Genomic DNA, 24,051 nt, shown 5'->3' with positions numbered 1-24,051 from the left:
CGGACGATTCGACGTCGAGAGGAATGGCACTGAGGCCTGCGGGTGGGGGTTCCGCACACGGCAAATGAACATTGTTTGGTGGGGTATTCATGGACCGATTCACCTTGTTATTTGGTCATCTATATGAATCGTTTCAAAGTATTTCGGTTGTGACCGGACACTGTCAAGCGCAGGTGGTGGTCTCTAGAGAAATGCACAGAGCCATTCCTGTGGGGGCGGGGAGGGGGCGCTCTGTTGTCAGGCATCACATTCGAGTGGCCTTTTAGCCCCGGCGGGCAATACTTCTCTCTATACGCAGGCGTGTTCCTGGTGGCACGCGCCGCTGGGAGGTGTCTGGTGAACAAACTTTCAATCGTGGGTGCCGGCCTGGTCGGCGAGGCGGCGGCGCAGATCATCGCCCGGGATGAGTTGTGCCGTGAGCTGGTGTTGATGGACGTGCAGGGTGAGCTGGCGCAGGGCAAGGCGCTGGATGTGTGGCAGGCCGCTGTGGAGTCCGGCTCCGATACCCGTGTGTACGGCGGGGCCAAGGCTGAAATGCTGGTGGGCTCCGAGCTGGTGGTGATCACCGCAGGCGTGCCGCGCAAGCCCGGCCAGTCGCGCCAGGACGTGCTGAGCATCAACCTGCCGATACTGGATGGCATCATGGCGGACATCAAACGCCATGCCCCGGCGGCAACGGTGCTGGTGGTGTCCAACCCGGTCGACGTGCTCACCTACCGTGCTTGGAGCCTCAGCGGCCTGGGGCGCGACAAGGTGTTCGGGCAGGCGGGGGTGCTGGATACTGCGCGCATGAAGTGCTTCATTGCCGAGGCAACCGGGTTCTCTGCGCGAGACATCACGGCGTTGGTGCTGGGCGGGCATGGCGACAGCATGGTGCCGCTGATGCGCTACTGCCAGATCGGCTCGGTGCCGCTTTCCCACTTCCTGTCCAATGAGCAGATCGAGCAAATTGTGGAGCGCACGCGTAAGGGCGGCGGCGAGATTCTGGGCTTGAAGAAGATGGGCAGCGCCTGTGATGCACCAGGCGTGGCCATTGCGCAGATGGTGGATGCCATCGCCAATGGGCGAAACCGCATTTTGCCGGCAGTGGCCATTCTGGAAGGGGAATACGGGCGCAAGGACATTGCCATGGGCGTGCCCTGTGTACTGGCGGACGCGGGGCTTACGCGGGTGATCGAGTTGCCGCTGGATGCGCAGGAGCAGGCGATGTTTGACCATTCTGCTGATCAGGTAGCGCGGGATATTGCTGAGATGAAGGCGTTGTGAACGAGGAATGTTTCTCAGATTCAATGCATTCGCCACAAGGTTTTTAGCGCCTATGTGAACGAGCGCCGCCTGCGCGGCGCATCGCGAGCTGCGCTCGCTCCTACGGCTAGCGCTTCGGCAACCTCGACGGCCAGGCAGAGCAGGCGCGGCAACTGGACTTACGGCGAGCCGTGCGATTTCAACCTGGCACTACGGGCCAGGTTCTGACTACGTAGCCCACGGCTGGGCCTGTCAGCTACCGCTGATAGGCCTTGCCAAAATGCCGCTCCAGCCGCGCCTGCACCAGCTCCAGCAGGATCGACAGCACCCAGTAGATAACCGCCGCCGTCGTCAGCATCTCCAGGTAGCGATAGCTCGATCGCCCATACGATTGCGCAAGGAACATCACTTCCCACACCCCCATGACCGAAATCAGCGATGAATCCTTCAGCATCGAGATGAACTGGTTGGCCGTAGGCGGAATGATCACCCGCATGGCCTGGGGCAGGGTGATGTGCCAGAAGATCTGTGGCGTGCGCATGCCCAGGGCCAGTGCCGCTTCACGTTGGCCCCGCGCCACGCCCAGGATGCCGGCGCGGAAGATCTCGCTCAGGTAGGCGCCATAGTTCAGCGACAGCGCGATGATGCCGGCACTGATGGCGCCGGGTACCAGGCCAAGTTGGGGCAACCCCAGGTAGATCAGCAAAATCTGGATAAGCAGTGGGGTGCCGCGGAAGAACGAGGTGTAGAAGCTGGCGATGCCCACCAGCACCGCGCTGTTCGACAACCGCGCCAGTGCAGCGGCAAAGCCGAGCAGCACCGATACCACCATCGAGCACAGGCACAGAAACAGGGTCAGCGCTGCGCCTTGCAGAAAGCCGTTAGGCCCCAGCCGGAAGCCGGCAAGGTTCGGAAACTTCTCCAGAATGATCGAAAACTTCAGATCGAAGCTGAGGAAAAACGCAACGAACAGGCCGAACAATGCCAGCCAGGTCAGCAATAACCGGGTGCGAAAGCCGAACAGGCCGGCGCCCGTGGGCTTGGCCACAGGCTTGGGGGAGGGGGGGAAGGTGCTCATTTGCTGATATCGGCGCCAATCCATTTCTGCGAGAGCTTGGCCAGGGTGCCATCAGCCTTCAGCTCGGCAAACACCTGGCGCACTTTGGCATCCCACTCGGGGTCGCCCTTTTCGATGGCCACCGAGTTCGGCTCTTCATACAGCGGGGCGCCGGCCAGCTTGAAGCGCTTGTCCTGGTCCAGGCGCGGTTGCGCGGTTACCAGGTTGGTGAGAATGGCGTCCAGGCGTACACCGGCGCCCAGACCCAGGTCCTGGAAGGCAACGTTGTCGGTGTCGTACGGCGCAATTTGCACGAAGTCGAAGGGGTATTCGATTTTCTTGTCTTCGTCGCCTTCGATGACCAGGTTCTTGTTCAGGTAGCTTTCGTAGCTTGAGGCGCTGGTCAGGCCCACCTTGCGGCCATCCAGGTCTTTGGCGGTGTGGATACGTTCGTCCTTGGCATTGACCACGATCACCGCAGGGGAGGCGTAGTACTCCACGGGGAAGTCGAACACTTCGCTGCGTGCCTTGCTCGGGGTCATCGAGCAGATGCAGATGTCGTAGCGTCCGCTCCAGCGGCCCGCCGCGATCACGTCCCAGGAGGGGGTTTCGAGGCGCAGCTTGACGCCGAGTTTGTCTGCCACGGCCTTGGCGACGTCCACGTCAAAACCGTCCAGCTGGTTCTGGTCGTTGAGGAAGGAAAACGGCGGGTAGCTTTCCATCAGCACGTTGACCAGCTCCTTGCGCGATTCAACCCGCTCGAGCGTGGCGCCGGCAAAGGCCTGGGAAGCAGTGGCGAGCAGCACGAGGCCTGCACCGAGCACGGTAGAAAATCGCATGTACATACCTGATATGTTGGGCAAAGGAGTGATAGGGTATTTAATAGTTATAAACGTCCGTGAACTAATGAATTTAATTCATAAGAACCTTCAGAGTAGTTATATGAAACAGCGAGCGATGGTGATTCTTGACGGCGGCATGGGCCGTGAGCTGCAGCGCAGTGGTGCGCCGTTTCGCCAGCCCGAATGGTCGGCACTGGCGCTGAGCGAAGCGCCCGAGGCGGTGGTGGGGGTGCACGCAGCGTTCATCGCCGCCGGTGCGCAGGTCATCACCAGCAACAGCTATGCGGTGGTGCCGTTCCACATCGGCGAAGAGCGCTTTGCCAAAGAAGGGCGGCAACTGGCCAATATCGCAGGCCAACTCGCGCGCCACGCGGCAGATGCCGGCCCGCACCCGGTCCGGGTGGCGGGGTCGCTGCCGCCGCTTTTCGGCTCCTATCGCCCAGACCTGTTCCAGCCCGAACGCGTGGCAGAAGTGCTGTCGCCGCTGCTGCAGGGCCTGGCGCCACATGTCGACCTGTGGCTGGCAGAAACCCAGAGTTCGGTAGCCGAGGTGCGGGCCATTCACGCCCACTTGCCGGCAGACGGCAAGCCGTTCTGGGTGTCGTTCACCCTGCAGGACGAAGAGGTTGATGAAGTCCCGCGTCTGCGTTCCGGTGAGCCGGTGGCAGATGCCATTGCCGCCGTGGTCGATCTGGGCGCCGCCGCAGTGCTGTTCAACTGCAGCCAGCCCGAGGTCATTGGCGCTGCGGTCGATGTGGCGCACGCGTTGATCGAGCAACGCAACGCCGACATCGCGATCGGCGCCTATGCCAACGCCTTCCCGCCGCAGCCGAAGGAGGCCACCGCCAACGACGGCCTGGATGAGCTGCGCGAAGACCTTGACCCGCCGGGCTATCTGGCCTGGGCCAATGACTGGCGTAAACGGGGCGCCAGCATGATCGGTGGCTGCTGTGGTATCGGCCCGGAGCATATCGCCGAGCTGAAACGCAATTTGGCGTAAAGCCTGGCAGGTGGCTGGGCGGCTGCTGCGAGCGCCCGGTCCCCAGCCATTAAAAAAAACGCCACTCAGACCCGGATTCCATCGTTTTTCAGTCTCCCGCCATGTCCCTATAGTCCGCTGAAGGCCGATCCTGAATCGGTGTACACAACTCAGCTGTGCGGGAACCGGATATGAACAACAACGAAAAAATCGAGGGTAATGCAGCGGCCGGTGTCGGTACGCGCGTGGTGTGGGGCGGCGAGCAGGTGCAGCACCCGTACAATGCCACTCAGACCCCGATCGTGGTCAGTGCCGCCTACGGCTACAACGACATCGACGCCTGGTACGACGTGGCTCAAGGCAAACTGCCGGGCTACATCTACAGCCGCATGAGCAACCCTACAGTCGCCACCCTGGAATCGAAGCTGTGCGAACTGGAGCAGTCGGAGTCGGCAGTGGCGTTCAGTAGCGGCATGGCGGCCATCAGTGCCGTGCTGCATACCTTCCTCTCCAGCGGTAAACGCGTGGTATCCACCCGAGACAGCTACGGCGGTACCAACAAGATTTTTGAAGAGTTCCTGCCCCGCATGGGCGTGCAGGTGTGCCTGTGCGACACGCTGGACACCGAGGCGCTGGAACGCGAAATCGCTGCGGGCTGCGACCTGCTGTACCTCGAAACCCCCACCAACCCCACCTTGAAAGTGCTGGACATCCGGCGCTTGAGCGCTGCCGCTCGGCAGGTGGGCGCTGTGGTGGTGGCCGACAATACCTTCGCCACCCCGCTGAACCAGAACCCGCTGGCCCTGGGCGTGGATGTGGTGGTGCACAGCGCCACCAAGTTCCTGTCCGGTCACGGTGACGTGCTGGGCGGTGTGGTCTGCGGTGCGGAGCCGTTGATGGCGCAGGTACGCCACTACCGCGAGATCAACGGTGCGGCGCTGGACCCGTTTTCGGCCTACCTGATCATCCGGGGCATCAAGACCCTGGCTCTGCGCCTGCGTCAGCAGCAGGCCAGTGCGCTCGTGTTGGCGCAGTACCTGAGCACCGAACCCTTGGTCGAGGCGGTCAACTACCCCGGTTTGCCCCAGCACCCTGGCCATGCGATTGCCAAGGCGCAGATGCGTGGCTTCGGCGCCATCGTCAGCTTTGTGCTCAAGGGCGGTATGCCGACCGTTGCGCGTTTGCTGCCACGGCTCAAGTATGCCCACCGTGCCGGCAACCTTGGCGCGGTAGAAACCATCTACGGCCCGGCCCGTACCACCAGCCATGTGGAGAACACCCTCGAAGAGCGGCTGGCCCTGGGTATTTCCGAAGGGCTGGTGCGCGTTTCTGTGGGTATCGAGGACACCGAAGACCTGCTGGCAGACCTAGCACAGGCCTGTGCATCGGTGCGCCAGGAGTTGGCCGCAGCAAAGGAGTTGCACGGTGACGCGTATGCCGGCCTGGGCCAGGCGCAGGCCTGAGGCTGGCGTGTAGCACTCACCCTTTGCGGTGAGTGCCACTTCATGAAGTCGAACAAAAACAATATGCAAGGCCATTCGCTTCGCTCTGCCAAGACGAGGTCGTCGTAACGTCCTTGCCCGCCCACTTTCATGAGAAACCCACAATGTCCCTGCAAACAACGACAACGAGAAATGCTTCGGCGCATGGCTTCAAACAGGACATGCAAACCCGCCATATCGTCATGCTGGCGCTGGGCGGTGTCATCGGTACCGGCCTGTTCCTGACGTCGGGCTACACCGTCAATCAGGCGGGGCCGCTGGGCGCGGTCATCGCCTATGTGCTCGGCGCGATCATGGTTTACCTGGTGATGATGTGCCTGGGCGAGCTGGCGGTACACATGCCGGAAGTCGGTTCGTTCAGCAGTTACGCCACCCGCTATATCGGCCCAGGCACCGGTTACATGGTGGCCTGGATGTACTGGCTGACCTGGACGGTAGCCATTGGCTCGGAGTTCACCGCCGCCGGCATTCTCATGGTGCGCTGGTTTCCGGACACGCCGGTATGGATATGGAGTGCGCTGTTCGGGCTTGCGGTATTCATCAGCAACATCATTTCGGTACGTTCGTTCGCCGAGACCGAATTCTGGTTGTCGTTGGTCAAGGTGCTGGCGGTAATCGCTTTCCTGGTGGTGGGTGGCGGCGCCATCCTGGGCGGCTTCGAGGTTGCCCACGCGCAGAGTGTCGGGCTGGGTAACTTTACCCGCGAAGGGCTCTTCCCCACGGGGTTCTGGTCGATTGCCATGACCTTGCTGGCAGTGGCCTTCGCCTTCTCCGGCACCGAGCTGATCGGCATTGCTGCCGGCGAAACCCAAGACCCTGAAAAGAACGTACCCAAAGCCATCCGTACCACCGTGCTTCGCCTGGCGTTGTTCTTCGTCGGCACCATCTTCGTGCTCGCCACCTTGTTGCCGCGCGAACAGGCCGGTGTGGTGGAAAGCCCGTTCGTGATGGTCTTTGAAATGATAGGGATCCCCTACGCGGCGGACATCATGAACTTCGTCATCATCACCGCGCTGTTGTCGGCGGCCAACTCCGGGTTGTACGCAGCCGCGCGCATGCTCTGGACCCTCAGCGACCAAGGCAACATGCCACGCCGGTATGCCTCGCTGTCCCGTCGCGGCACGCCCTTCAATGCCATCGTGCTGAGCATGGCGGGCGGTATGGCTTCACTGCTTAGCAGCGTGTTTGCGCCCGATACCATCTACCTGGCGCTGGTGTCCATTTCCGGGTTGGCGGTGGTTGTGGTGTGGATCAGCATCGCCGCCAGCCAGATTGCGTTCCGCCGTCATTACATCGCCAATGGCGGCAAGCTCGAAGACCTCAAGTGCCGCGTGCGTGGTTACCCGTTCGTGCCGCTGGCAGCCATCTTCTGCTGTGTGCTGGCCTGTGTGGGTATCGCCTTCGACCCGGCCCAGCGTGTGGCGCTGTACTTTGGTTTGCCCTTTATCGCCTGGTGTTACCTGGCGTTCTGGCTGACCTGCAAATTCCGCCAGCGTCGTCCGTTGCCGCTGGAAACCGTGGCGCCCGGTTCCGAGGCCGCCTGAGCAGGGTGATACTAGGCCACCGGAACGTTGCTACGAGAAACCGCCGATGACCCAGAAAACCCTGCCCCCCTTGAACTGGCTCAGAGCCTTCGAAGTGTCGGCGCGCTACCTGAACTTCACCCATGCAGCAGAAGAGCTGCACCTCACCCAGGGGGCGGTGAGCCAGCAGATTCGCCACCTGGAGAGCCAGTTGGGGGTAGCGCTGTTCAAGCGACTGCCGCGTGGGCTGGGGCTGACCGAAGAAGGGCAGTCCTACCTGCCGGTGGTGCAGGACGCGATCAGCCGGTTGGCAGTAGGCACCAACGAAATTTTCGGGCAGCGCCAGCGTCGGCCCTTGAAGGTGCGTGGCAGCCTGTCGTTCCTGCACTTCTGGCTGGCGCCCCGGTTGGCCGATTTTCGGCGTTCGCATCCCCAGGTGGACATCCGCTACATCAGCAACCTGTGGGTCAAGGAGCTGGATGCCGAGGACGACCTGGAAATCCGCTGGGGCAGCGGGCAGTGGGCCGGTGTGGAGGCGCAACGCCTGACCCGCGACGTGCTGGTGCCGGTCTGCGCGCCCGCGCTGGCCGCCGATTGCCCGCTGCGCGAGCCGCGTGACCTGGCCCGTGCCCCGTTGCTGCATGTGCTGGGTTACGAGGAAGGCTGGGGCTACTGGCTGGAGCGGGTGGGGGCCGATCAGGTCGACTCTTCGAGCGGCCTGCAATTCGACACGCTGGTGTCGACCTTGCGCATGGCGGAGTTGGGGCTGGGTGTGGCGCTGGCGCGCTCGTCGCTGGTAGAGGACTTGCTGCAGGAGGGGCGGCTGGTCGCGCCCTTTACCCCGCGCATCGAGGCGAGCGAGTCGTTTTACCTGGTACGCGGCCTGGGTGAGGCGTTGTCCCCGGATGCCCAGGCGTTCAGCCACTGGCTGGTGGCCATGGCGCACCGTTAATTCAAGTACCTGTCTGGAGCACCGATGCAGTACACATCCACGCGCGGCAACGAAACACGAGTCGATTTCCGCACAGCGTTGCTTTCTGGCCTGGCCGACGATGGCGGGCTTTACGTGCCCACCTCGGTGCCGGTGTTCAGCCCGCAGGAGATTGCCAGCTGGTCGTGGTTGCCGTTCGACGAACTGGCCTGGCGGGTGATGGCACCGTTTGTGGGCGATACCCTCGACGAACCGACCCTCAGGGCGCTGGTCAGCGACAGCTATCGTGGGTTCAAACACCGTGGCATCGCGCCGTTGCAGCAGCTGGGCCATAACGAATGGATCCTGCAGCTGTTTCACGGGCCTACCCGCTCCTCGAAGGACTTTGCCGCACAGTTGCAGGCACGGCTTATCCGGCACTTTTTGGGGGCCGATTGCGAGCGGGTCATGCTGGTGGGTGCCAGCAACGGCGATACGGCGGTGGCGGCAATCGAAGCCCTGCAGCATTGCCCGGCAGCGGGCTTGCTGGCGCTGTATCCCAATGCAGGCACACCCGCTGACCGGGCAGCGGTGATGCGCCGTGCCGCGTCCGACAGCGTCAGTTGCGTGGCCGTGGATGGCAGCTTTGACGACTGCCAGTCGCTGGTGTCGGCGCTGCTGCGTGCCTGGCCATGCCCCGGGCTGATTCCGGTGAGTTTCAATTCGACCAACTGGGTCGGCGTGCTGGCGCAGATCGTGTTCTATTTCCATGCGGCGCTGCAGCTGGGCGGGGGCACACGCCCCGTGGGCTTCAGCATCCCCACGGCCAGCTTTGCCGAAATCTACGCAGGGTTCATTGCCCAGAAGATGGGCCTGCCCATCAACCAGATCATCGTCTCCACCAACCGCAACGATGCCTTGCACCGGTTCATTCATTGCAATCGCTACAGCCGTGGCTCAACCCGTCAGACGTTGTCACCGGTCATGGACTTCTCGCTGTTCTCCAACCTGGAGCGCTTCGTCTGGGAGCTGTATGACCGCGATGGCGGGGCGACCCGCGCGCTGATGGAGCATTTCGAGGCCTGTGGCGAGCTGAGCATCGGCAACCGCCAGTGGTTGCATGCACGCATGCTGTTTGACTCCTACGCCGTGGACGACGCGTTGATTCGCGAGGAGATCATCACGCTGTTCCACGAAACCGGCAGCGCAGTAGACCCGCATGCCGCAACAGGGGTGTTCGCCGGGCGTTTACACCGGCGCAACATCGGCGCGCCCATCGTCACGCTTGGGCAGTTTGCCCCGGAAAAGTCTGCCGGGCTGCTGGCGGAGCTGGGGGCCTGGCACGGTGAGGTGCCGGCCGACGTCGAAGGCACTGCCGGCGCCGGGCCACTGCTGAAACCAGAGGACCTGGCGGGGGTTCATGCGTTGTTGGCACGCTTGCAGGCCGGGCGATGAAGCGCATCCTCGACCCCCTGGACGAACGCATTCTTGCCGAGCTCACCGCCAATGCGCGTATTGCCCATGCCGAATTGGGGCTGAAGGTAAACCTGTCGCGCAATGCGGTACGCCAGCGCATCGAGCGACTTGAGCGCGACGGGGCCATCCAGGGCTATACCTTGCGCATCGGTGAGGGCCGACGGCCGACGTCGCTGATCAACGCGGTGATATTCGTCTACCGCTATGACCGCATGCGCGGTGACGCGGTGCTTGATGCGCTGCGCCAGATCCCCGAGGTGATCCAGTGCGAAGTGCTCAGCGGCGAATTCGACCTGCTGCTGCGCGTCGAGGCCTCAAGCCCGGAGCGGGTACACCATGTGTGGAAGGAAATCGCCGCCATGCCCGGGGTCGAGAACACCGTGACATCGTTTGTGCTGGCCACGGTGATCTGAGCTGCGCTGTTGCGTTTGATGACCCGCCTTACACCCACGCCGCCCGGGCTTGCACCCTGGCGGCGTTTTGCATTCCAGCGGGCGCTCGGGCGTGCAGGGGCACTGGCCAGATTGACCAATAAATACAGCGGATTGCCATATTCAACTGGCATTGCACGGCTCTTACGCTTGTCCTCATCGACCAACCGCCTGGAAAGGACAGCAAACCATGACCGAATACAAAATTGCACTCGTTGGCTTTGGTGGTGTGAACCGTGCCCTGGCCCAACTGATTGCCGAACGCAACGCGCGCTGGCAGCAAGAGCTGGGCTTTGGCTTGAAGATCGTTGGCGTCACCGACCTGTTCCTGGGGTCGGCAATCGACCGCAATGGCCTGGATGCCGCCACGCTTGCCGCGCTGCCAGCTCAGAAGGGCGCGCTGGCGCAAATCCCTCAAGGTTCGGCTGAAGCCTTCAATGAGGCGGTGATCAAGCAGTCTGGCGCCGACATTATCGCCGAGGCCACATTCACCAACCCAACGGACGGTGAGCCAGCGGCAACCTTCTGCCGCTGGGCGCTGGAAGCGGGCAAGCATGTGGTCACCACCAACAAGGGGCCGATCGCCTTGCATGCCCAGGCGCTCAAGGCATTGGCCAGGGCCAATGGCGTGTCGTTCGAATACGAAGGCGCGGTGATGAGCGGTACGCCAGTGCTGCGCATGGCGCGCCAGACCTTGGCAGGCGCGGGCCTGGTGGGGTTCGAGGGCATCCTCAACGGCACCTCGAACTACGTGCTCACACGCATGGAGGAGGGGCTTGGTTTTGCCGAGGCGGTGGCCCAGGCCCAAGAGCTTGGGTATGCCGAGGCAGATCCGACCGCCGATGTGGAGGGCCATGACGTACGCCTGAAGGTGGTCATTCTGGCCAATGAGTTGCTCGGCGCCTGCCTGCAGGTGAGTGATGTCGCCTGCAGCGGTATCAGCGCCATCGACAGCGCGGCTATCCAGCAGGCGCAGGCCCAGGGCCAGCGTTGGAAGCTGATTGGCAGCGCCAGCCGGCAAGCCGATGGTTCGGTAAGTGCCCGTGTCGAGGCCCGCCTGTTGCCGGGTCAGCACCCGCTGGCGGGCATTTGCGGTGCGATCAATGCGGTTGCGTTCAACACCGAGCTGCTGGGCGCGGTGACCGTGTCTGGCCCGGGTGCAGGGCGTGTCGAAACCGCATTTGCCCTGCTGTCGGATATCGTCGCCATTCACACCGCCGGCCGTTCGGCCTGAGGAGCAACGTTCATGAGCCTGACTTCCGTGTCCCGGGTCGCCAATTGCCAACCCGACTTGATCGATGTGTTTAGCCCCTTCGACGGCAGCCTGGTGGGGAGCGTTGCCAACCTTTGCGCCGACGCGGTGCCAAGCCTGCTCGCCCGTGCTCGCGGCGGCGTGCGCGAAAGTGCCGCGCTACCCCGGCATCGACGCGCCAGCATTCTGGAGCAGGCTGCCCGCCTCAACGAGCGCGACGCTGCAGATTTTGCCGGCCTGATTGTCGATGAAGCAGGCAAGACCCTGCGTCAGGCCGAGAAGGAGGTGAAGCGCTGCATCAATACGCTCAAGCTGTCTGCAGAAGAAGCGCGGCGCAATGCCGGTGAAGTGGTGCCTTTCGATGCCTATGAAGGTTCTGAGTCGCGCCAGGGCTGGTTCACCCGCGAGCCGCTGGGGTTGATCCTGGCCATTACCCCGTACAACGACCCGCTTAACCTGGTTGCGCACAAGTTGGGGCCAGCCATTGCGGGCGGCAATGCAGTCATTCTGAAACCCTCGGAGCTGGCCCCGCTTTCTGCCGTGAAGCTGGTGCAGTACCTGATTGATGCAGGGCTGCCGGAGGCTGTCGTCACGGTAGCCACGGGGGGCGCCGCGCTGGGCAAGGCCCTGGTGGCCATACGTGAAGTACGCATGATTTCCTTTACCGGAGGCTTCGCTACCGGCGAACAGATTGCGCGGGGGGCTGGCCTGAAAAAGCTGGCGATGGACCTGGGCGGCAATGCGCCGGTGCTGGTACTGAAGGACTGCGACCTCGAGGCGACTGTCGAGTCGTGCGTGTCGGGCGCGTTTTGGGCGGCGGGCCAGAACTGTATCGGCACCCAGCGCATCCTGGTGGACGCCGCGATCTATGAGGCGTTTCGCCAGCGCTTCGTCGCCCTGACCCAGGCAATGGTGCTGGGCGACCCGGGGCAGCGCGCAACCGACATGGGGCCGATGATCACCGAAGCCGCTGCACGGCAGATCGAAGAACGCGTCAACCAGGCCCTTCTGGGTGGAGCTCGCCTGCTCTGCGGCCATCAGCGTCAGGGTGCTGCCTATGCCCCGACAGTGCTGGAGGGCGTTGACCACGCCAGCAGGCTGTGGCGTGAAGAGGTGTTTGCACCGGTGGTGATGCTGGCGCCGTTCGAGAGCATCGAGCAGGCGGTAGCGCAGGCCAACGCCCCGGATTACAGCCTGCATGCCGGCGTGTTTACCCGCGACCTGTCGCTGGCGTTGAGCCTGGCCCGGCGTATTGAGGCTGGTGGGGTGATGATCAACGACTCGTCCGACTACCGCTTCGATGCCATGCCATTTGGTGGCTCCAAGTATGGGAGCCTTGGGCGCGAAGGGGTGCGGTTCGCCTATGAAGACATGACCCAGCCCAAAGTCGTCTGCCTCAACCAGATGGGCGGTGGGGAGGCCGCTTCATGATCACTCGTTTCGGGGCCGGCGAGCGGATGTCCCTGGCGGTCAGCTACAGGGGGCTGTTCGAAACGGCGGGGGTGGTGGCGGGCAACCTGCAGGAAGATGTGCAGGGGCAGCTGCGTCAGGCGCTGAGCACGATCGACGGCCTGATGGCAGAGGCCGATATCGGCAAGGCGCAACTGACCAGGGTTCAGTTGTGGCTTGCCGACTACCGCCATTTCGACCTGGTCAATGAGGTGTACGACACCTGGCTGCAGGGTTTTCCTAAACCGCCACGGGCGTGCGTGGGCGCAGACCTGGGCGAGGGGTACCTGGTCGAGGTGCAGGTGTTTGCCGCATACCCTTGGCGCTCTTGACCAGCGCGATCCTTACCCACGGGTCAGCGTATGGCCCGTGGCACCGCTCTTACATAGACAAGCTCGCTCACCAATTCCACCAGTGTCTGCGTGATCACCGCCGCAGCCGCCAACCCGCGTATCGTTTCGGGCAATGCCAATGCCAGTGGCAGCACCACCAGCGAGTTTCGCGTGGCGGCGCTGAAGGTGACCGAGCGTGCTTCAGCAGCAGGCAGGCGTAGCAGTCGCGCCGAAATGAACCCGAGCACGGGCGCTAGCAACATGAAGCCGATGTACACCGGAATGACCGGTAGCAAACGGTCGAAATCTCGCAGCACCACAGCAATCTGCGGGGCGATCACAACCACCAGCACCAGGGCCATCGCCGGTACGGGCAACCACGCCCAGGCGTCGTTCCAGGCCGAAACCGCGCCTGAGCGACGAGCCCCGGCACTGGTGAGCACGGCCAGGATCATTGGCAGCACAATCAACACTACAAAGGCTTCCACGAACGGGGTGATGGAGATGGCCACGTTGCTGCTGTCTCCCAGCATCCAGGCCAGATACACCGGCAGTAGCACCAGTTGCAGCAACAGCAGCACAGGTGTAGCGGCCAGGGTAAGGCGCGAGTCGCCTTTGCCGATGTGGGTGAACACCACCACATAGTCGATGCACGGCGTAAGCAGCACCAGCAAGGCGCCGACGAGGACCGCCGGGTGTTCCACCAGCCCACGGGTAATGGCCCAGACCAGTAGCGGCACGAGGATGAAGTTGGCGAGCAGTAGCGCGGTGATGAAGCGGCGGTTGCCCAAACCCTGACGCAGGTCGAGGAAAGGGATCTGCAGAAACATCGCATACATCAGCACGGCAATGGCGGGGGTGACCAGGGCTTCCAGCTGGCTGGCGCTGTCGCTGGCCATCAAGCCGAAGGCTACGGCAGCAAGCACGGCGGCGAAGTAGATCGGGATCTGGTGGGTTTCGAGTTGTTCCCTGGTCAAGGTGCGGCCTGTGCTCGATGAGTGAATGGGGGCACAGGGTAATACGTGATTGCAGCGGCGCAAACGAAAAAGCCCGGCACTAGGCCGGGCTTCTTCACATCAGGCAATCGCCAATCAGTTGCCGTAAACCGGCAGCTTCTTGCAGATGGCCTTGACCTTCTCACGTACAGCGTCGATGACCGCTTCGTTGTTCAGGTCAGCCAGGATGTCGCAGATCCAGCCGGCCAGCTCGCGGCACTCGGCTTCCTTGAAACCACGGGTGGTAACGGCTGGAGTGCCGAAACGCAGGCCCGAAGTGACGAACGGCGAACGTGGGTCGTTCGGTACCGAGTTCTTGTTAACGGTGATGAAGGCTTTGCCCAGGGCGGCGTCAGCGTCCTTACCGGAGATTTCCTGCTTGATCAGCGACAGCAGGAACAGGTGGTTCTGGGTGCCACCGGACACCACGTCGAAACCACGCTCGATGAACACGCTGGCCATGGCCTGGGCGTTCTTCACCACTTGCTGCTGGTAAGCCTTGAACTCAGGCTGCAGGGCTTCCTTGAAGCAGATGGCCTTGGCTGCGATGACGTGCTCCAGCGGGCCGCCTTGGGCGCCCGGGAAGACAGCGGAGTTCAGCTTCTTCTCGATGTCGGCGTTGGCACGGGCCAGGATCAGGCCGCCGCGCGGGCCGCGCAGGGTCTTGTGAGTGGTGGTGGTGACCACGTCGGCGAATGGAACAGGGTTCGGGTACACGCCAGCGGCAACCAGGCCGGCAACGTGGGCCATGTCGACGAACAGGTAGGCACCGACCTTGTCGGCGATGGCGCGGAAGCGGGCGAAGTCCAGAACCTGCGAGTAGGCCGAGAAGCCGGCAACGATCATCTTCGGCTTGTGCTCGACAGCCAGGCGCTCGACTTCGTCGTAGTCGATCAGGCCGTTGCCGTCGATGCCGTACTGGATGGCGTTGTACAGCTTGCCCGAAGAGCTTACCGAAGCACCGTGGGTCAGGTGGCCACCGTGGGCAAGGCTCATGCCCAGGATGGTGTCACCGGCCGACAGCAGGGCCAGGTAGACGGCAGCGTTGGCTTGGGAGCCGGCGTGCGGCTGGACGTTGGCGTAGTCGGCGCCGAACAGCTCCTTGGCACGGTCGATGGCCAGTTGCTCGACGACGTCGACGTACTCGCAACCACCGTAGTAGCGCTTGCCTGGGTAGCCTTCGGCGTACTTGTTGGTCAGGACCGAGCCCTGAGCTTCCATGACTGCCGGGCTGGTGTAGTTTTCCGAAGCGATCAGCTCGATATGCTCTTCCTGGCGCAGAGCTTCTTGCTGCATGGCTTCGAAGAGCTCGGCGTCGTACTTGGCAATGGTCAAATCACGGCTGAACATGGCGGTCCTCAAGGATCGGGGTAATTTGGGGGGGCATTCTAACCGATTGATTCGCGGCTGGCATATGAAGTGGCATCAAGTCGCGGACCAATGGGCTTCATGTTGCATCCCGCGCCGTGTCTGGGCTGCGCGGGCGCGGTAGTTGACCCGAAAGTCCGCTTTTGAGGGGCTTTGCACCCCTCAATGGAACATGAACAGGGTCTCGTTGGAGAACTGCGCCTCGAACTGATGCGCCGGCATCGGCCGTCCGAACAGGTAGCCCTGTACTTCGTCGCAACCATGCTCGCGCAGGAACTCCAGCTGTTCGTGGGTTTCCACGCCCTCGGCGATGACCGCCAGGTTGAGGCTGTGGGCCATGGCGATGATCGCCCGGGCAATTTGCGCATCCTGCTCACCTTCGGGCAGGCCGTCGACGAAGGTGCGGTCGATCTTCAGCACGTCGATGGGGAACTGCTTGAGGTAGTTGAGCGACGAGTAACCGGTGCCGAAGTCGTCGACCGCAATGCTCAGGCCGAGGTTCTTCAGGCTGGCAAGAATCTGCAGCGCCTCGTTCACTTCGCGCATCAGGATACTTTCGGTCAGTTCCAGCTCCAGACACGCAGGCGGCAGGCCGCTCTCTTCAAGGATGTTGGCAATGCGCGTGCCCAACTGGCCGTCGGAGAACTGCCGGGCGGAAATGTTCACCGACACCTTGGGTACTCGCACTTTGGCCTTGTGCCAGGCCTTGAGCTGCCGGCTGGCCTCGCGCAGCACCCAGTCGCCCACATCCACCACCAGGCCCAGCTCCTCGATCACCGGGATGAAGTCGCCCGGTGGCACCAGCCCACGGGTCGGATGGCGCCAGCGCAGCAGCGCTTCGGCGCCGGTCAGGCGCTTGCCGTCGCCGCTGAACTGCGGCTGGTAGTAGAGGATGAACTCGTTCTGCTCCATGGCATGGCGCAGGTCGCTTTCCAGTTCCAGCCGTTCCAGGGCGCTGGCGTTCATTTCGGCCTGGTAGAACTGGAAGTTGTTCTTGCCGCGTTCCTTGGCGTGGTACATGGCGGTATCGGCGTTTTTCATCAACTGGCTCAGCTCGCCCCCATCCTGCGGGCTGAGGGCGATGCCGATACTGGCGGTGACGAAGAACTCGCGGTTTTCCAGCACGAACGGACGCACCAGGCTGCCGAGGATGTTCTCGGCCACGTGGATGGCGCGGTTAAGGGCCATCTCGCGGGTGGGGCGCGGTTGCAGCAGCAGGGTGAACTCGTCGCCGCCCATGCGCGCCACGGTGTCGTCGTCATCCACGCAGGCCAGCAGGCGCAGGGCCATGTCCTTGAGCATGCGGTCGCCGGCGGCATGGCCGAGGGAGTCGTTGATCGGCTTGAAACGGTCCAGGTCGAGGAACATCAGCACCACCCAGGCCTTCTGCCGGTCGGCTTGCTGCAGGGCGTTGTACAGGCGGTCCTGGAACAGTGTGCGGTTGGGCAGGTGGGTGAGGGCGTCGTAGTAGGCCAAGCGGTGGATGCGTTGTTCGCTGGCCTTGCGCTCGCTGATGTCGGTGAAGAAGCACACGTAGCTGGCCAGGTCGCCCTCGTCATCGAGTACGGCGGTAATGCCGACCCACGCCGGGTAGTGGTCGCCGTCGCGGCGCTTGAGCCACACCTCGCCTTCCCAGCTGCCGCGCTGGTGCAGTTGCTTGACCACGTAGCGCAGGTGGCCTTCCTGCTGTTCATCGACGGTAAGCATGCCCGGAAGCTGGTCGAGCACTTCGCTGACGGCATAACCGCTGACACGGCTGAACGCCTCGTTGGCCTGGACGATATAGCCGGCCGGGTCGGTGATGAGGATCGCCGACGTGGAGTGCTCGAATACCGTCGCGGCCATGCGCAGGTCTTTTTCGGCGCGGCGTTGCTGGCTGATGTCGCGGCCCACGCCAAGCACGCCTTCAAAGCGTTGGTCATCGTCCCACACCAGCACCAGGCGCAGCTCGATCGGGATCTTGCGGCCATCGGCGCGCAGGCAGTCGAACAGGAACAGCTGGGTTGGCAGCTGGCTGCGCAGCTGGGCCAGTTGTGCCGGGTCGCCCATGGCGTTGCTGACGCGTTCCATCAGGCTGTAGATGCCGGTGAGCTGAGCCGGGTTGGCGATGATCGATTGCCAGCCGTTGGCAAAAATCCAGTCAGCCTGGTAGCCCAGCACGCTCTGCACGGAGGGGCTGACATAGTTGAGCTGCAGCAGGCTGTCGGTGGAGAAGATCACATCGCTGATGCTTTCGGCGAGCATGCGGTAGCGCTGTTCGCTGTCGCGCAGTGACTGGCTGGCCTCAATCTGCACCGTCACGTCCTTGCCCACGCCGATGATGCGCGTTACCAGGCCATCGGCGTCACGGGTCAGCACCTGTTCGCGGATATCGTAGCAGCGCCAGCCGCCATCACGGTGGCGGAAGCGCAACTGGCAGTGCAGCGGTTGATCATGGCCGTTGTCACGCTGTTGCTGGCGCAATGCCTGGTAGTGCGCGGCATCTTCGGGGTGCAGCAGCAGCTCCCAGAAACGGTCGCCCATCTGCGCAAGCTCGGTACGGTCGTAACCCAGGGTCTGCCCCAGGTGGCGGTTGCTGAAGATCATCCGCTGGCTGATTACGTCTTGCACATACAGCTGATCGGGCACGGTACGCACCACGTCCGACCAGAAACTTTCGCGCTCCAGCAACGACAGCTCGACCTGTTTGCGGCTGGTGATGTCGCTGATGCTGAGGATCACGGCCTGGTAGTCGCGGCGCTGCTGCGGCAGGCGTGCCATCAGCCACAGGTGCAACTCGCCACCCAGCGGAGCCGGCAGGCGCACTTCAAGCTCCAGCACCTGGCGTTGTTCGATCAGCGCGTCGATCAGTTGCATGCCGACGCTGTCGCGGCCATCGCCGCTGCCGTCGATCAGCCGCTGCCAGGCCCCTTCGTGGCATTCGATGTTCAACAGCTGGCGCGCTACCTGGTTGACCTCGGTAATCTTCAGCTCCAGCAACAGCGAGCGGCGCAGGTTCGGGTCCAGTGCCAGGCTGTGCCTGAGTGCGGCGTGGTTGCGCAGGTGGTAGCGGTCGAGCTGGCCGGGCAGGCTGGACAGGTCGAGCACGCACAGGGCCACGCCGGTGCCTTCGAAGATTTCCTGGTAGCGCCGGCGGTCTTCCTGCAGCGCGCGCTGGCGGCGGCGCATGTTGATCAGCGCCAACACCGGCAGCAGGGCGCAGAACAGCACCAGCAGGCATTTGCCGATCAGCGCAGGCAGCAATTTTTGCTGGGTCAGCTTGGCGTCGAACAGGCCGCGCAGTTGCCAGGTGCTGTTGTCGATGAAGGCCAGCATCACGCTTTGCAGCGGTTCGTGGCTGGTGTCGGTTGGGGCGTGCTGCTGCAGCACTTCGCCGCTGCGGCTGTTTTCCAGCAGCCACAGCGGGTGGCCGCCGCCATCGAGGTGAGTGGTGAGTTCGCGGTAGTAGTCCGGTGACAGGCGCAGCAGCCAGTAGCCGCGGTCCTGTTCGGCGGCCTGGCGCAGCAGCAGGTACAAGGTTCGATTGTCGGCCGAATTGGTAAAGAAGTACGGGCGCCCCTGGTTCAGCGTGAGCAGCTCGTCAAGCGCCTGGCGGTCTGGGCTGCCTGGCAGGCTGTCACTGCGCAGCTGCCCGGCGCTGTCCAGCCATGCCATGCTCTGCAGGGCGGGCAGGCGTTGGCGCAGGGTATTCAGCAGGCTGGGCAGGGCGGCAGGCGTCGGCGCATCGACGTAGGGCTGTACCACGTTCACGGCCTGCTGTGCCTTGAACGCCATGTTCAGGCTCAGGTGGTCGGCCAGCTCTGCGGTGGCGTCCAGGCTTTGTTTGCGCAGGTCGGCCTGGGTGTGGTTGAACTGGGCGAACAGCTGCCACAGCAGCAGGCCCAGCAGGATCAGGGCCAGCAGCGCCAGCGCACCCTTGATCGACCCGCCCAGGGTAGCGGCGGGCGCTTGTGGCGCGGAACGCAATGACGACGGATGAGTTAGGTTGGTCAAGCGTTGATCCTGCGATTGGGCTGGCGATGGCAGGGAAGGATCATGCACGGTGTGTGCCGGTACCTGGCTGGCGCAACGCGGTGGCGCACTATAAGGCCGGACACCTGAAACCGGCTAGCATGCCTAGGATTGTGGCAAAGTGCCAGCCGTGTTGACCGATGGTGCCTGCTGGGTGGTTCGGCAAGCCCCTGCAACCTGTGCGAGAATAGCGCCCGCTTCACATGACAACGCATCGGAGATGTTCGGTTTTGGTTACTCACTTTTCCTCCAATGGCCTCGATTCCGCCTGCGGGCGCAGCAGTCAGACCCTTGTCAGCACTGCCGTGACCGAGGACGTATCCTGCAAGTCTTGCCAGCGTTCGCTGAGCAAACCCGAGGTGGCCAACGCCGCCAAAAGCAAGGCCCCATCGCTGGCTGAACTGCGCAAGACCGCCCAGGCGGCAGCAGAGCCGGCAGTTGCAGTTGCTGCGGCCAACAAGCCGGCAGCCAAGGTGGTCAGCACGGCGCCTGCGGCCGCCAAACCCGCCAAGGTTGCCGAGCAGCAGCCTGCCCGCAGCGGTGGCTTCAGCGTGAAGTCTGCCTGGGCTGCGCGCCTGGCCGAGCAGGGTGACCGTTGCCGGTTGCCGCGTGGCAAGGCCAGGCAGCGTCACGTCTGAGCCATTTTCGGCTGCTGTGCCGGCCCTTTCGCGGCTAAAGCCGAGAAGGGGCCAGCACAGGCAATACGTTTCTCCCAGGGATCACTCCGATCCCGGCCCACCATCGCCCCCTCCTATGCAACGCCGTGCGTTGGCGTAGAATGGTCGACTTTGTTCAACGACACCCAAACACACATCTCCCTGGCCAGCGCGCCGGGGCGATCGTCGATGTCTTTACCTATCTGATTAGAGGGCTTGGTTTTGGCTCAATACGTCTACACCATGCATCGGCTGAGCAAGGTCGTGCCGCCGAAGCGGGAAATTCTCAAGAACATTTCCCTGTCGTTCTTCCCGGGCGCCAAGATTGGCGTGCTCGGCCTGAACGGCGCCGGTAAATCGACCCTGCTGCGGATCATGGCGGGCGTCGACAAGGAATTCGACGGCGAAGCCCGTCCGATGCCCGACATCAACGTAGGCTACCTGCCGCAGGAACCGCAACTGGACCCTAACAAGTCCGTTCGCGAAGTGGTCGAGGAAGCCGTCAGCGTGATCAAGGACGCCCAGGCGCGCCTGGACGAGGTCTACGCCGCCTACGCCGAACCGGATGCCGACTTCGACAAGCTGGCTGCCGAACAGGCCAAGCTGGAAGCCATTCTGCAAGCCTCCGATGGCCACAACCTAGAGCGCCAGCTGGACGTCGCCGCCGATGCTCTGCGCCTGCCAGCCTGGGATGCCCGCATCGAGCACCTGTCCGGTGGTGAGAAGCGCCGTGTGGCCCTGTGCCGCCTGCTGCTGTCGGCCCCCGACATGCTGCTGCTCGACGAACCAACCAACCACCTGGATGCCGATTCGGTCGCCTGGCTGGAGCGCTTCCTGCACGACTTCCCGGGCACCGTGGTTGCGATTACCCACGACCGTTACTTCCTCGACAACGTCGCCGGCTGGATCCTGGAACTGGACCGCGGCGCCGGCATCCCGTACGAAGGCAACTACTCGGGCTGGCTGGAAGCCAAGTCGGACCGTCTGGCGCAGGAATCCAAGCAGCAGAGCGCCCACGAAAAGGCCATGAAAGAGGAACTGGAGTGGGTGCGCAAAGGCGCCAAGGCTCGCCAGTCCAAATCCAAGGCCCGTCTGCAGCGCTTTGAAGAAATGCAGTCGCAGGAATTCCAGAAGCGCAGCGAAACCAACGAGATCTACATCCCGGCTGGCCCGCGCCTGGGCGACAAGGTCATCGAGTTCAAGAACGTCACCAAAGGCTACGGCGATCGCGTGCTGATCGACAACCTGTCGTTCGCCATGCCAAAAGGCGCCATCGTCGGCGTTATCGGTGGTAACGGTGCTGGTAAGTCGACCCTGTTCCGCATGCTGATGGGCAAGGAACAGCCGGACTCGGGCAGCATCGAGATCGGTGAAACCGTGCAACTGGCCTGCGTGGACCAGAGCCGCGAAGACCTGGACGGCGCCAAGACCGTGTTCCAGCAGATTTCCGACGGTTCCGACATGATCCGCATCGGCAACTACGAGATCCCGTCGCGTACCTACGTTGGTCGTTTCAACTTCAAAGGGGGCGACCAGCAGAAGTTCGTCAAGGACCTGTCCGGTGGTGAGCGTGGCCGCCTGCACTTGGCCCTGACCCTGAAGGAGGGCGGCAACGTCCTGCTGCTCGACGAACCGTCCAACGACCTGGACGTTGAAACCCTGCGTTCGCTGGAAGAAGCCCTGCTGGACTTCCCGGGCGCCGCGATCGTGATTTCCCACGACCGTTGGTTCCTGGACCGTGTGGCTACCCACATCCTGGCGTACGAAGACGACTCGAACGTGGTGTTCTTCGAGGGTAACTACACCGAGTACGAAGCCGACCGCAAAAAGCGCCTGGGCGATGCTGCTGCCCAGCCGCACCGTGTACGGCACAAAAAACTGGCCCAGTAAGCCGGTTTGAGATGCACAAGAATGGGGCTCTGCGGAGCCCCATTTTTGTGCCTTGGTGAAACGTGAAAACGGCTTTTTCGGCAGGTGATTTGTATACACTTACATAAATCGCACCAAATAATTTCAAAAAAACGACATCGCGCCCTATTCCAGTGCGATTGCTTCTTGGTACATTCCTGAAAAAACCAATAAGTCCAAAACCTTCGGTGAGATGTCTACCATGATCGAATCTGTCGACAATTTCCTTGCACGCCTGCAACAGCGTGACCCAGGCCAGCCTGAATTTCACCAGGCGGTGGAAGAGGTGCTGCGCACCCTGTGGCCATTCCTTGAAGCCAATCCGCATTACCTGCAATCCGGCATCCTCGAACGTATGGTCGAGCCGGAGCGTGCTGTGCTGTTCCGCGTTTCCTGGGTCGATGACCAGGGCAAGGTGCAGGTCAACCGCGGCTACCGCATCCAGATGAGCAGCGCCATCGGCCCGTACAAGGGCGGCCTGCGCTTCCACCCGTCGGTGAACCTCAGCGTGCTGAAGTTCCTGGCCTTCGAGCAGGTGTTCAAGAACTCGCTGACCTCGCTGCCCATGGGTGGCGGCAAAGGTGGCTCGGACTTCGACCCGAAAGGCAAGAGCGACGCCGAAGTGATGCGCTTCTGCCAGGCGTTCATGAGCGAGCTGTACCGCCACATCGGTGCTGACTGCGACGTACCGGCCGGTGACATCGGCGTGGGTGCCCGCGAAATCGGCTTCATGTTTGGCCAGTACAAGCGCCTGGCCAACCAGTTCACCTCGGTGCTGACCGGCAAGGGCATGACCTACGGCGGCAGTCTGATCCGCCCTGAAGCCACCGGTTATGGCTGCGTGTACTTCGCTGAAGAAATGCTCAAGCGCCAGGACAAGCGTATCGATGGCTGCCGCGTGGCGATTTCCGGCTCGGGCAACGTAGCCCAGTATGCGGCGCGCAAAGTCATGGACCTGGGCGGCAAGGTGATCTCGCTGTCCGACTCCGAAGGCACCTTGTACGCCGAAGCTGGCCTGACCGACGCCCAGTGGGATGCGGTGATGGAACTGAAAAACGTCAAGCGTGGCCGCATCAGCGAGCTGGCCGGGCAGTTCGGCCTGGAGTTCCGCAAGGGCCAGACTCCGTGGAGCCTGGCGTGCGACATCGCCCTGCCGTGCGCCACGCAGAATGAACTGGGCGCCGAAGACGCCCGCACCCTGCTGCGCAACGGCTGTATCTGCGTGGCCGAAGGCGCCAACATGCCGACCACCCTTGAGGCTGTGGATATCTTCCTGGACGCTGGCATTCTGTACGCCCCGGGCAAGGCCTCCAATGCCGGCGGCGTTGCCGTGTCGGGCCTGGAAATGTCGCAGAACGCCATGCGCCTGCTGTGGACTGCCGGTGAAGTGGACAGCAAGCTGCACAACATCATGCAGTCGATTCACCATGCGTGCGTGCATTACGGTGAAGAGGCGGATGGCCGTATCAACTACGTCAAAGGTGCGAATATCGCAGGCTTCGTGAAAGTGGCCGATGCGATGCTGGCTCAAGGCGTGGTCTGATTCGAGATCACCTGGGGCCGCAACACGGCCCCAGGTTTTTCAACCACCAATCTCGATAATCTCGATTTCCTGATCCCCCACCGGCCGCCGCCAAACCACCTCATCCCCAGGCCCTGCGCCCAGCAACGCCCGCCCCAACGGTGAGCCCCAATTAATCAAGCCCCGGCCGGCATCCGCTTCATCCTCGCCCACCAGCTGCACCACCTGTTCCTGATCCTGGGCATCCACAAACCGCACCCGGCTACCAATCTGCACCTTGCTGCGTGAAGTCGCTGCCGGCACCACCTGGGCACTCTGCACCCGCGCAGTGAAATAACGCAGGTCCCGCTCGGTCTCGGCCAGCCGCTGTTTGTCGGCACGCTCACCCTGCGCCTGCAGTTCGCTGCGCAGGGCATTCAGGTCGGCCACGCGCGCCTGTAAAAGGCGCAGGCCGTTGGCTGTGACGTAGTTGGGTTGTTCGCTGACGCGGCGCTCGACGGGCGGGTCGGCCTGGTCAGCAGCCTGGTCTTCGTTGACGAATGCTCGGCTCATGTTGGGCCTCCTTGTGCTGAAGACCAGCATGGCAGGCCGCC

The 24,051-nt window shown here is 62.9% G+C and carries 19 protein-coding genes; 13 read left to right on the top strand and 6 right to left on the bottom strand.

The genetic code is table 11. The annotated features are described in order from the left end of the window. Positions 1 to 336 precede the first annotated feature (336 nt). Positions 337 to 1,266 carry a malate dehydrogenase gene (locus tag D8767_RS25540; protein ID WP_016713376.1) on the top strand — a complete coding sequence of 310 codons (930 nt, stop codon included), beginning with the start codon at positions 337 to 339 and terminating at the stop codon, positions 1,264 to 1,266. A gap of 235 nt (positions 1,267 to 1,501) precedes the next feature. On the opposite strand, the gene D8767_RS25535 is transcribed toward D8767_RS25540, so the two are convergent. Both D8767_RS25535 and D8767_RS25530 read right to left on the bottom strand, forming a co-directional pair. Then, positions 1,502 to 2,323 carry an amino acid ABC transporter permease gene (locus tag D8767_RS25535; RefSeq protein ID WP_016713375.1) on the bottom strand — a complete coding sequence of 274 codons (822 nt, stop codon included), beginning with the start codon at positions 2,321 to 2,323 and terminating at the stop codon, positions 1,502 to 1,504. Beyond that, positions 2,320 to 3,141 carry an ABC transporter substrate-binding protein gene (locus D8767_RS25530; protein ID WP_016713374.1) on the bottom strand — a complete coding sequence of 274 codons (822 nt, stop codon included), beginning with the start codon at positions 3,139 to 3,141 and terminating at the stop codon, positions 2,320 to 2,322. The genes D8767_RS25535 and D8767_RS25530 overlap by 4 nt, the downstream gene beginning before the upstream one ends. 118 nt (positions 3,142 to 3,259) lie before the next feature. On the opposite strand from D8767_RS25530, the gene D8767_RS25525 reads away from it, so the two are divergent. From D8767_RS25525 to D8767_RS25485, 9 genes are all read left to right on the top strand, one after another. Continuing rightward, positions 3,260 to 4,144 (top strand): homocysteine S-methyltransferase family protein, encoded by an 885-nt coding sequence (locus tag D8767_RS25525; protein WP_177412734.1) that lies wholly within the window; start codon positions 3,260 to 3,262, stop codon positions 4,142 to 4,144. A gap of 170 nt (positions 4,145 to 4,314) precedes the next feature. After that, positions 4,315 to 5,586 (top strand): cystathionine gamma-synthase family protein, encoded by a 1,272-nt coding sequence (locus tag D8767_RS25520; protein WP_016713372.1) that lies wholly within the window; start codon positions 4,315 to 4,317, stop codon positions 5,584 to 5,586. Positions 5,587 to 5,729: 143 nt separating this feature from the next. After that, the gene (locus tag D8767_RS25515) at positions 5,730 to 7,169 is read left to right on the top strand and encodes an amino acid permease (protein WP_026020391.1); all 1,440 of its coding nucleotides are present in this window, start codon (positions 5,730 to 5,732) and stop codon (positions 7,167 to 7,169) included. 46 nt (positions 7,170 to 7,215) lie between these two features. Next, the gene (locus D8767_RS25510; RefSeq protein WP_016713370.1) at positions 7,216 to 8,100 is read left to right on the top strand and encodes a LysR substrate-binding domain-containing protein; all 885 of its coding nucleotides are present in this window, start codon (positions 7,216 to 7,218) and stop codon (positions 8,098 to 8,100) included. Positions 8,101 to 8,124: 24 nt separating this feature from the next. Continuing rightward, positions 8,125 to 9,513, top strand: a complete 1,389-nt coding sequence (locus tag D8767_RS25505) for a threonine synthase (protein ID WP_016713369.1) — start codon at positions 8,125 to 8,127, stop codon at positions 9,511 to 9,513. Then, on the top strand, positions 9,510 to 9,947 hold the full coding sequence (locus tag D8767_RS25500; protein ID WP_016713368.1) for an Lrp/AsnC family transcriptional regulator: 438 nt from the start codon (positions 9,510 to 9,512) through the stop codon (positions 9,945 to 9,947). Before D8767_RS25505 ends, D8767_RS25500 begins: the two co-directional genes overlap by 4 nt. 208 nt (positions 9,948 to 10,155) lie before the next feature. Further along, positions 10,156 to 11,199 carry a homoserine dehydrogenase gene (locus D8767_RS25495; RefSeq protein ID WP_016713367.1) on the top strand — a complete coding sequence of 348 codons (1,044 nt, stop codon included), beginning with the start codon at positions 10,156 to 10,158 and terminating at the stop codon, positions 11,197 to 11,199. A 12-nt stretch (positions 11,200 to 11,211) separates the two neighbouring features. After that, complete coding sequence (locus D8767_RS25490) at positions 11,212 to 12,648, top strand: aldehyde dehydrogenase family protein (RefSeq protein ID WP_016713366.1); 1,437 nt, start codon at positions 11,212 to 11,214, stop codon at positions 12,646 to 12,648. Further along, positions 12,645 to 12,998: a RidA family protein gene (locus tag D8767_RS25485; RefSeq protein WP_016713365.1), complete on the top strand. Its 354-nt coding sequence runs from the start codon at positions 12,645 to 12,647 to the stop codon at positions 12,996 to 12,998. The genes D8767_RS25490 and D8767_RS25485 overlap by 4 nt, the downstream gene beginning before the upstream one ends. A 23-nt stretch (positions 12,999 to 13,021) precedes the next feature. On the opposite strand, the gene D8767_RS25480 is transcribed toward D8767_RS25485, so the two are convergent. The 3 genes from D8767_RS25480 to D8767_RS25470 all read right to left on the bottom strand — a co-directional run bounded on the left by D8767_RS25480 (position 13,022) and on the right by D8767_RS25470 (position 19,354). Then, positions 13,022 to 13,975 (bottom strand): arsenic resistance protein, encoded by a 954-nt coding sequence (locus tag D8767_RS25480; RefSeq protein ID WP_016713364.1) that lies wholly within the window; start codon positions 13,973 to 13,975, stop codon positions 13,022 to 13,024. Between the two features lie 114 nt (positions 13,976 to 14,089). After that, positions 14,090 to 15,343, bottom strand: a complete 1,254-nt coding sequence (gene glyA, locus D8767_RS25475; protein ID WP_016713363.1) for a serine hydroxymethyltransferase — start codon at positions 15,341 to 15,343, stop codon at positions 14,090 to 14,092. 180 nt (positions 15,344 to 15,523) lie between these two features. Then, positions 15,524 to 19,354 carry a bifunctional diguanylate cyclase/phosphodiesterase gene (locus D8767_RS25470; RefSeq protein WP_063977263.1) on the bottom strand — a complete coding sequence of 1,277 codons (3,831 nt, stop codon included), beginning with the start codon at positions 19,352 to 19,354 and terminating at the stop codon, positions 15,524 to 15,526. A 248-nt stretch (positions 19,355 to 19,602) separates the two neighbouring features. On the opposite strand from D8767_RS25470, the gene D8767_RS25465 reads away from it, so the two are divergent. From D8767_RS25465 to gdhA, 3 genes are all read left to right on the top strand, one after another. After that, complete coding sequence (locus D8767_RS25465; protein WP_016713361.1) at positions 19,603 to 20,010, top strand: hypothetical protein; 408 nt, start codon at positions 19,603 to 19,605, stop codon at positions 20,008 to 20,010. 240 nt (positions 20,011 to 20,250) lie between these two features. Further along, positions 20,251 to 21,918 carry an energy-dependent translational throttle protein EttA gene (gene ettA, locus D8767_RS25460; RefSeq protein ID WP_016713360.1) on the top strand — a complete coding sequence of 556 codons (1,668 nt, stop codon included), beginning with the start codon at positions 20,251 to 20,253 and terminating at the stop codon, positions 21,916 to 21,918. Positions 21,919 to 22,138: 220 nt separating this feature from the next. Then, positions 22,139 to 23,479 carry an NADP-specific glutamate dehydrogenase gene (gdhA, locus tag D8767_RS25455; RefSeq protein ID WP_016713359.1) on the top strand — a complete coding sequence of 447 codons (1,341 nt, stop codon included), beginning with the start codon at positions 22,139 to 22,141 and terminating at the stop codon, positions 23,477 to 23,479. Positions 23,480 to 23,518: 39 nt separating this feature from the next. Here the strand turns inward: gdhA and D8767_RS25450 are convergent, their stop codons facing one another. Continuing rightward, the gene (locus tag D8767_RS25450) at positions 23,519 to 24,010 is read right to left on the bottom strand and encodes a GreA/GreB family elongation factor (RefSeq protein WP_016713358.1); all 492 of its coding nucleotides are present in this window, start codon (positions 24,008 to 24,010) and stop codon (positions 23,519 to 23,521) included. Positions 24,011 to 24,051 lie beyond the last annotated feature (41 nt).

The sequence above is a fragment of the Pseudomonas sp. LTGT-11-2Z genome (assembly GCF_003691445.1).
GTDB classification, from domain to species: domain Bacteria; phylum Pseudomonadota; class Gammaproteobacteria; order Pseudomonadales; family Pseudomonadaceae; genus Aquipseudomonas; species Aquipseudomonas monteilii.
The sequence above is the reverse complement of the archived record's forward strand: the minus strand, read 5'-3'. Positions and strand labels throughout refer to the sequence as shown.